General features: G+C 72.5%; 9 protein-coding genes. 2 read left to right on the top strand and 7 right to left on the bottom strand.

What is annotated here, in order from left to right; all coding sequences use genetic code 11:
* The first annotated feature begins 481 nt into the window (after positions 1–481).
* Positions 482–721 carry a helix-turn-helix domain-containing protein gene (locus ACFWP2_RS35140; RefSeq protein WP_380459280.1) on the top strand — a complete coding sequence of 80 codons (240 nt, stop codon included), beginning with the start codon at positions 482–484 and terminating at the stop codon, positions 719–721.
* Positions 722–835: 114 nt separating this feature from the next.
* Here ACFWP2_RS35140 and ACFWP2_RS35135 read toward each other — a convergent pair whose 3' ends face one another.
* The 4 genes from ACFWP2_RS35135 to ACFWP2_RS35120 all read right to left on the bottom strand — a co-directional run bounded on the left by ACFWP2_RS35135 (position 836) and on the right by ACFWP2_RS35120 (position 4,395).
* The gene (locus tag ACFWP2_RS35135) at positions 836–1,687 is read right to left on the bottom strand and encodes a type II CAAX prenyl endopeptidase Rce1 family protein (RefSeq protein WP_380459278.1); all 852 of its coding nucleotides are present in this window, start codon (positions 1,685–1,687) and stop codon (positions 836–838) included.
* A 172-nt stretch (positions 1,688–1,859) separates the two neighbouring features.
* The gene (locus ACFWP2_RS35130; RefSeq protein WP_380459275.1) at positions 1,860–2,045 is read right to left on the bottom strand and encodes a hypothetical protein; all 186 of its coding nucleotides are present in this window, start codon (positions 2,043–2,045) and stop codon (positions 1,860–1,862) included.
* A gap of 443 nt (positions 2,046–2,488) precedes the next feature.
* Complete coding sequence (locus ACFWP2_RS35125; RefSeq protein WP_380459273.1) at positions 2,489–3,673, bottom strand: helix-turn-helix domain-containing protein; 1,185 nt, start codon at positions 3,671–3,673, stop codon at positions 2,489–2,491.
* 98 nt (positions 3,674–3,771) lie between these two features.
* The gene (locus ACFWP2_RS35120; protein ID WP_380459270.1) at positions 3,772–4,395 is read right to left on the bottom strand and encodes an HAD family hydrolase; all 624 of its coding nucleotides are present in this window, start codon (positions 4,393–4,395) and stop codon (positions 3,772–3,774) included.
* A 134-nt stretch (positions 4,396–4,529) separates the two neighbouring features.
* Here ACFWP2_RS35120 and ACFWP2_RS35115 point away from each other — a divergent pair, with 134 nt between their 5' ends.
* A complete protein-coding gene (locus tag ACFWP2_RS35115; protein WP_380459268.1) occupies positions 4,530–5,003 on the top strand; it encodes a hypothetical protein in 474 nt (157 codons plus the stop codon).
* 55 nt (positions 5,004–5,058) lie between these two features.
* Here ACFWP2_RS35115 and ACFWP2_RS35110 read toward each other — a convergent pair whose 3' ends face one another.
* Genes ACFWP2_RS35110 through ACFWP2_RS35100 form a run of 3 tightly spaced genes read right to left on the bottom strand, consistent with a single transcriptional unit; the run spans position 5,059 to position 6,756 of the window.
* The gene (locus ACFWP2_RS35110; RefSeq protein WP_380459265.1) at positions 5,059–5,406 is read right to left on the bottom strand and encodes a hypothetical protein; all 348 of its coding nucleotides are present in this window, start codon (positions 5,404–5,406) and stop codon (positions 5,059–5,061) included.
* The gene (locus tag ACFWP2_RS35105; protein ID WP_380459262.1) at positions 5,403–5,633 is read right to left on the bottom strand and encodes a hypothetical protein; all 231 of its coding nucleotides are present in this window, start codon (positions 5,631–5,633) and stop codon (positions 5,403–5,405) included. The genes ACFWP2_RS35110 and ACFWP2_RS35105 overlap by 4 nt, the downstream gene beginning before the upstream one ends.
* Positions 5,634–5,646: 13 nt before the next feature.
* Positions 5,647–6,756 carry a peptidoglycan-binding protein gene (locus ACFWP2_RS35100; RefSeq protein WP_380459259.1) on the bottom strand — a complete coding sequence of 370 codons (1,110 nt, stop codon included), beginning with the start codon at positions 6,754–6,756 and terminating at the stop codon, positions 5,647–5,649.

Genomic DNA, 6,756 nt, shown 5'->3' with positions numbered 1-6,756 from the left:
GTGTTCCCGCCAGGCCCCCTATCTATCTAGCCCACCGCGACGCGGCCCCCGAAATATTGCCCTCCCACCCCCCCCACCCCCGCCCCCCACCCCCCCAGGATCCTGGTCGGCGGCCGATCGGCTACTACCGCGAATTGTGGAGCATAGGAGACTCGAACTTTAATTTTGCCCGATTGTGACCTGCGGCGTTGCCGAAGATACGGACAAACGCGGACATTTATCATGTCGCTCGATGGCGTCCGATTCCGTTCGATGACGTCCGGTGCTGACGTGTCAGCACGCCTCGGCCACACAGAACCGCCCCCGAGAAGGGCTCTCGGGGGCGGCCCGGTCGTTACGGTCCGTCATCTGGACGGGCGGCCGGCCTCGCGGTGCTGGCCTCCGCAACGACGCTCTTGACGCTCCCCTCCGGCAGGATGGGGTGCCCATTTTTACCCGATTGGGTAAGGACTGCTGGAGGAGGGGCGGAAAGCGTGTGTAGGTGCGCGCTGATCATCTTCCGGACCGGCTCCAGCAGGAGCGCTGGGCTGTCGGCGCGCGACTGCGCTCGATGAGACGCGAGCGCGGCCTGAGCCAGGTGCAGCTCCAGGAGCGATCCGGCGTGGACAACAAGACGATCAGCCGAGTGGAGAACGGTCACAGGAACGTAGGCCTCGACGAGCTGGTCCGCCTCGCTGACGCCCTGGACGTGCCCGTGTGGCGGCTGCTGCGGGATGAGTAGGGCCCGGCCGGCCGCCGACCGGCCGGGGTGCTGCGCTACTTCGGCGGTCCCTCCTCGTGGTCGGGCCCACCATCGCGGCCTCCTCACCGCGCCTGCGCGGTGAGTTCGATCGGTCTAGGCGGCGGTGAGGAGCAGGGGATGGAGGGCATAGAAATCCCAGGCGACATGGGCCGCGACTAGCGGGACCAGGCGGCGCTGCTGCCAGTACAACCCCACGGAGACCACCGCCAGCACGATGCCCGCCAAGCCCGGCACGCCCAGGTAGGCGTGAAGGGCTATTCGGCCGGCCGCGGCAGCGGCCAGCAGCAGAGGTAGGGGCACGTGCAGCTGTCGGCCGAGTCCGACGAGCGTCCCCGTGAGCACCAGCTCCTCGACGGCCGGCATCGCTACGAGCATCGTGATCAGCACGGCGGTCGGCATGCGGTGGACGCCGGTCTCGGTGGTCTGGGAGGGGCTGCTGTAGTACTGAGCGAGCACGCCGGAGAGGACGCTGGCCGCGTACAGGGCGAGGAGGTACCCCAGGCCGGCCGGGACTGCGCTGGTGATGGCACGCCGGGTCGGCCGGGTGAGGCGCACCGGTACTCCGGCCTGGCGCATCAGCTCGACTGCGAGGAGGCCGGCGACGGCAGGGATGAGCAGCAGCCGCAGGAGGTCGCTGCTGCGGCTGCCGTCCCCGATGGCGATGGTGAGGCGGCAGAGCCCGAGCACGGCAGCGCTGAGAGCGACGGGGTCGCGCCACGCCTGGGTGGTGCAGCTCCGGCGGAGCCACACGACGGCGGCGCTGGCGCCGAGCACGCCGGCACACTCGATGGCGGCGAACTGGGCGGCGGGTAGCCGGCCGCCGCTGAGGCGGACGGCGAGGTCGGCGCCCTGTGCGGCATACGTGGTCACGGCGAGGGTGCCCCACAGGAGTAACCAACGCAGTGTCGCGGGCCGGGCGAGGGTCTGGTCGGGTGCGGTGATCATGTTCTCTCAGGGGTCGGGGCGTTCGTGGTCGGGTTGTCCGGTGGAGGGCAGTGCTCGACTACGACCGTGTACGCGGTGAGGTCGCCCAGCACCCTGCCCTGCCGCCAGCAGCCGCAGACGGGGCACACGCCCCACTCCACCCGGGCCTCGACAGGGGTACCGCCGACGGCGGTCACCTGGTCGCCTGGACGCTGCGCTGATGGCAGCCGACATGGTTGATGATCCAGTCGTAGAGGCTGTTGCCACATTGCCCGTCGTAGGTGCCGAGGCCGTACTGGCCGCAGGTGCGGCAGTGCCCGCACACCTGCTCGCCGTCGGTTGGAGCGCGGGGGTCGGTGGGCTGTTCCGTCTCGGTCACTGTTCCTCCACGATGGTGTACTCCCGCACGTCTGCGGCAACAGGGCACGGCCACGGCACGTCACAGCGAGGGCACGCGCCACCGACGGATCGGTGCTCGTCCCGTCGGATCCGGGCCCAGGTCGCGTCCGCAGCGCCTGTTGGTGCTGGGTGGGGCGGCCGCCGGGCGGCTGCGGGTTGGATGGTGGGCAGGAAGGTCACCGGCGACGCTCCTCGAGGCAGCCCGGGTGCGCCACCACAGGCCAGCCGAGCGGAGCGGAGGACTTGCCGGTAGGGGTGTAGACGTGGCCGGCTGGGACCAGCGGCGGCTCAGGAGAGCCGCACGTCACGCACGCCTCTCCGTGGAGTCGCGCAGGGCTGATCGTGGCCGGGTCTGGTGTCCCATTCACATCGACTACGATCCCCGCCGACTGCCCCCAGAAGTGCCACAACCTGTGGCACCCCCTACACGGCCCGGGCCCACCGAGCGAGCGCCATCACCCGGGCGTCGCGCCCACGGGTCAGCCGCACCATCGTCGCCAGCTCCGCACGCACCTGGCCGTGCTCGCGGACGTGCTGTGGTGCGATCTGCCGGGCCACCAGCAGCGACTCGGCAGCATGCTGCGGCCGGCCGAGTTGTACCTGGGCGCGGCCGAGGTCGATGTAGTAGTGGCTTCGGCGTTCCGCAGGCAGGTCCCGCGGCGGCGCCCACCGTGCCGCGGCGGCTACCGCCTCCTGAAGGTCCCCTGGGTCCCCGAGCTCCACTGCCACCGCCAGGCGGTGGACCTCCACGGAGTCCGGGCCGACCGCGGTGCCGTCGTACAGCCGCTCGGGGACACGGCCGGCCAAGGCTTCGGCCTCCCGCATGTGGAGCCGGGCGTCGTCAGCCTGCCGCATCCGGCCCGCCGCGACCGCGGCCCGCATGTGCAGAGCTGCGGCAGCAGCCACAAGGCGCTCTGTGCCGAGCGTCGGCATCCGGTCGACAGCGGTCCGGAGCGACCGCAGGCCCGGCCCGAGTTGGCCGGCCGCGAAAAACGTCTCCATCCGCACATAGGCCGCCGCGGCCTCCAGGGCCGGGTCGGCGGCGAGCGACGCGGCCCAGCGCATCAGCTCCACCAGACGGCCGGACAGGTCTCGATGCTGGTACTTGTAGGCGACCGCATCGGCCGACCGGACGGCCTGCGCGAGGAGGCGAGCGGCATGGGCTCGGTCGGCCCCACGCGCCTGATCGACCGCCCGGAACAGCTCCTCCAGCAACGGCGGCGCCTCTTCGGCAAGCCGGGCGTACTGCGACTGCACTCGCTGCTCGACCGCCCGGCCGACGGCCGCCGCCAGCTCCGGCAGGGGCCGCACGGGGCCGTCCTCCGGCAGGTCGTATGCGGCGATGACACGCTGGATCGCCGGGATGGCCTGGTGCACCCGGCTGTCGGAGCGGCGGGGGCCGTCCAGCAGCTCTTCTGGGGACGTCTGCACTGCCCGGGCCAGCGCCACCAGGACAGTGTCGGACGGCCAGCGTTCGCCATCCTCCAGCTTGCGAATCATGCTGACGCTGACACCGGAAGCCTCGTGAACCTGGCGTCGCGTCAGCTTGGCTGCGTGCCGGGCAGTTTCGAGTCGCTTCCCGAGTGCCAAGGCAATGGTTCCGGGCATAGAGTGGCTCCGTTCCGTGGTCGCACTCGGAACGGTACCGGCGCCCGCGCGGCGGCGGACTGGATCGCCCCGGCGGGTACGCCCTCGGGGCGATCCTGCTACTGGCCGGTCAGCAGGTCGGCCAGCTCGGTCAGGGAGTTGACCGTCCAGTCGGCGTCCGGCGCGGCGGTCGTGAGCCCGATCGGGCCGCGGCGAAGGTGGGCAGCCCGCAGGCCGGCCGCCCGGGCCGGGGCGATGTCGTTGGCGGGGTGGTCTCCGACGTAGAGGATTTCGTGCGGGGCGCCGGGGGCCCAGGCGATCACCTTTGCGAAGAATTCCGGAGAGGGCTTAGCGATGCCCCACTCGGCTGAGGTGGCGATGGCGTCCGCAGGGAGGGCGAGGTCGCGAAGCAGACCCGACACCGCGGCGTTCTGGTTGCCCGCGATACCCACCCACACGGCCTCGCGCAGCCGGGACAGGGCAGGGCGGACGTCCGGGTAGAGGTCGGACTCGTCGAGCTGGTCACCCTGGCCAGCCGCCTGCCGGGCCCGCCACTCGGCAGCCACGTCCACGCCCGGCCTGATGATCCGGATCGCGTCGGCGTTGTCCCGCCCCTGAGCCAGTACCCCGCCGACCAGCGCGGACATGGTGTGCGCGGGGACGCCGAGCCAGCGGGCCCAGTCCGCCCAATACCGAGTGTCGCTGGTCAGAGTCTCGCCGATGTCGAACACCACGGATCGCATGCCCCGCAGCCTAGTGATCCGGTCGCAGCACGAGAAGGCGCTAATCGAAGAGTCACAGGTCGGCTACGGACGTACGCGACCGACCAGTAGCCCGATAGCGTCGCCCCCACACCACACCCGTCCCAGGGGGGACCATGCGCACCCGTACCACCGCCGCGGCCGTCGTCGTCGCGCTGCTCGCGTTCGGCTCGGCCGCCTGTTCCAGCGCCAGCTCGAACGGGGCGGCAGCGGCACCGAGCAGCGCGGCCGCCGCCCAGCCGACTTCGGCAGCGGCCGCACCCGCTGCGCCCGAGGCCTCGGCGCCGGCCGAGACAACGGCGCCCGCGGTCGCTGGAATCCCGCCAAAGCCGGACGCTGTCACGACGTCGGCCTACATCGCCGCGCTCACGGCGATCGATCCGGAGATCGTCAGTGACAAGCCGGACCGGGCCGTGTCGCGAGGTCGTGATCAGTGCCGGTCCGTCGCCGACTCGCCCAAGGACACCGCGGGGCTGGTCGAGCTCACGAACAAGCGATTCACCTCGGCGAAACACCCGGACGGGTTCGGGCCCGAGAAGTCGAAGCGGATCCTTGAGGTCGTCCGTAAGCACATCTGTCCGACGTACTGATCCCGGGCATGACGAAGCGCCCCCGTCCCGGCCGGGGCCGAGGCGGGGGCGTGCGCTACGTGGTGTCGAGGGCGGCGGTTCGGCGGTCGACGCGGTCGACGGCATCTCGTAGTGACGACCCCGAGTTGGGGTGTAGCTCGTGTTCGACGGTGTCGAGCCGGGTGTCGATGGCGTCGAGTCGGTGGTCGAGCTGGTCCAAGCGGGCCATGACTCCGGGCCGGGCCGGTACGCCCGGGCGCTCGGGTGTGCCGGTCCAGTCGTCGGCGAGCTGGTCCACCCGCGCGGCGAAGCGCGCTGCGCCCCGAAGGATGCGCCAGGCGAGGCCGGCGGCCGCGGCGAGGGCGACCGCGGCCGCCGCCCACAGGACGGCGGTGTCCACCGCGGTGATTCCGGTCTCGGTCACGGGCGGCTCGCCGGGTCGGCGCCGGCCGGGAGCAGCGAAGCGGTTCCCTTGCGGCCGACGAAGCGGGCGCAGGTGCCCTTGGCGGCGGCGAGCAGCGGTATGAGGACCGGGACCCACCACGCGGAGAGGTTGTTGGCCTCGGTGATGGCGTAGGCCAGGCCGGCCTCGGCGGCAGTGGCGCCGGTGCGTTCGGCGACGTCGATCCAGTACGCGCGGGACGTGGTCACGTGGATCTCCCTACTACTCGGTGACGGTGAACTGGTGGGCCGCGCCGAGCGCGGCGAGGGTGGTGCGGCCGGGGATTCCGTCGGCGTCGCCGCCGCTGTAGCCGCAGCGGCGTTGCCAGGCGGCGTACGCGGCGATGGTGCGGGTGCCGAACGAGCCGTCCACCCAGCGCGGGTCCAGCAGGCCCTCGTCGGCCAGGGCCTGCTCGACGACGTGGGCCTCCTCGCCATGGGTCTGGTGGCCCTGCTCGGCGCCGGGGTCCGCCTGGGCGGCGGCGACGATGTGTGCGAGCGACACCGTGCGGCCGCCGGGCAGGGTGCCGAGCAGCGCGCGCAGCGAGTGCGGGCCGGGTACGCCGTCCGCGTCGCCGCCGGCGTACCCGAGGCTGCGCTGGAAGTCGGCGTAGTTGAGGGTGTCGGCGTCCGTCCACAGCGGACCGGGACCGGAGCGGTAGTGCCCGCCGAACCCGCGGGCCACCAGGGCCTCGCCGACCGCGGTCACGTGCGGGCCCTCGGCGCCGTACCCGTAGGTCAGGCCGCCGACGACGGCCTGGTAGCGGGCCGGGACGTCCTCGGCGGGCGCCGGCGCGGGCTGCGGCGTCGCCTCGGTGCCGTCCGGGCGCGGGGCGCCGGCCTGGACCCAGGCGTACAGCGGCGCGCCCGGGCACGAGGTGGCGTAGCCGTCGCGGTGCCCGCGGATCTCGTCGCCCGCCCCGCCCTCCGCGCGCAGCCACTCGATCGCGTCCCGCAGGCCGCCGAGCTGCGCCGCGGTGGGCTCGGTCAGCCCGCTGTCGCCGAGCATGGCGCACACCGCGTAGTGGCCGGCGTTGAGGGTCGGGTCGCCGTTGGCGCCGGTGCGCCGCCGGGCCCCGCGGCCCTCGAAGACGGCGCCGTGGGGGCAGACGACGGCGGTGTAAGCGATGTCGGAGTAGTCCTCCGCCGTGTTGGCCAGGTGCGAGGCCTGGAGCGCGCGCATCCGGGGCGCGCACCGCCCGTGATCGTCCGCGAGGGACCGGGGCACCTCGGTCCCCTCGTAGTGGATCTTCACGCCCCGGGTGGACGAGATCGAGACGAGCGGGTACTTCGACGGCGCTGCGCCCCACTCGGCGCGGCTGACAATCTGCAT

The sequence above is a fragment of the Kitasatospora sp. NPDC058444 genome, assembly GCF_042721415.1.
Classification (GTDB): domain Bacteria; phylum Actinomycetota; class Actinomycetes; order Streptomycetales; family Streptomycetaceae; genus Kitasatospora.
The sequence above is the reverse complement of the archived record's forward strand: the minus strand, read 5'-3'. Positions and strand labels throughout refer to the sequence as shown.

Coding starts and splice junctions, on each gene's coding strand:
- ACFWP2_RS35125 (WP_380459273.1), bottom strand. CDS start 3,673: ATGCCCGGAACCATTGCCTTGGCACTCGGGAAGCGACTCGAAACTGCC.
- ACFWP2_RS35120 (WP_380459270.1), bottom strand. CDS start 4,395: ATGCGATCCGTGGTGTTCGACATCGGCGAGACTCTGACCAGCGACACT.
- ACFWP2_RS35135 (WP_380459278.1), bottom strand. CDS start 1,687: ATGATCACCGCACCCGACCAGACCCTCGCCCGGCCCGCGACACTGCGT.
- ACFWP2_RS35100 (WP_380459259.1), bottom strand. CDS start 6,756: ATGCAGATTGTCAGCCGCGCCGAGTGGGGCGCAGCGCCGTCGAAGTAC.
- ACFWP2_RS35115 (WP_380459268.1), top strand. CDS start 4,530: ATGCGCACCCGTACCACCGCCGCGGCCGTCGTCGTCGCGCTGCTCGCG.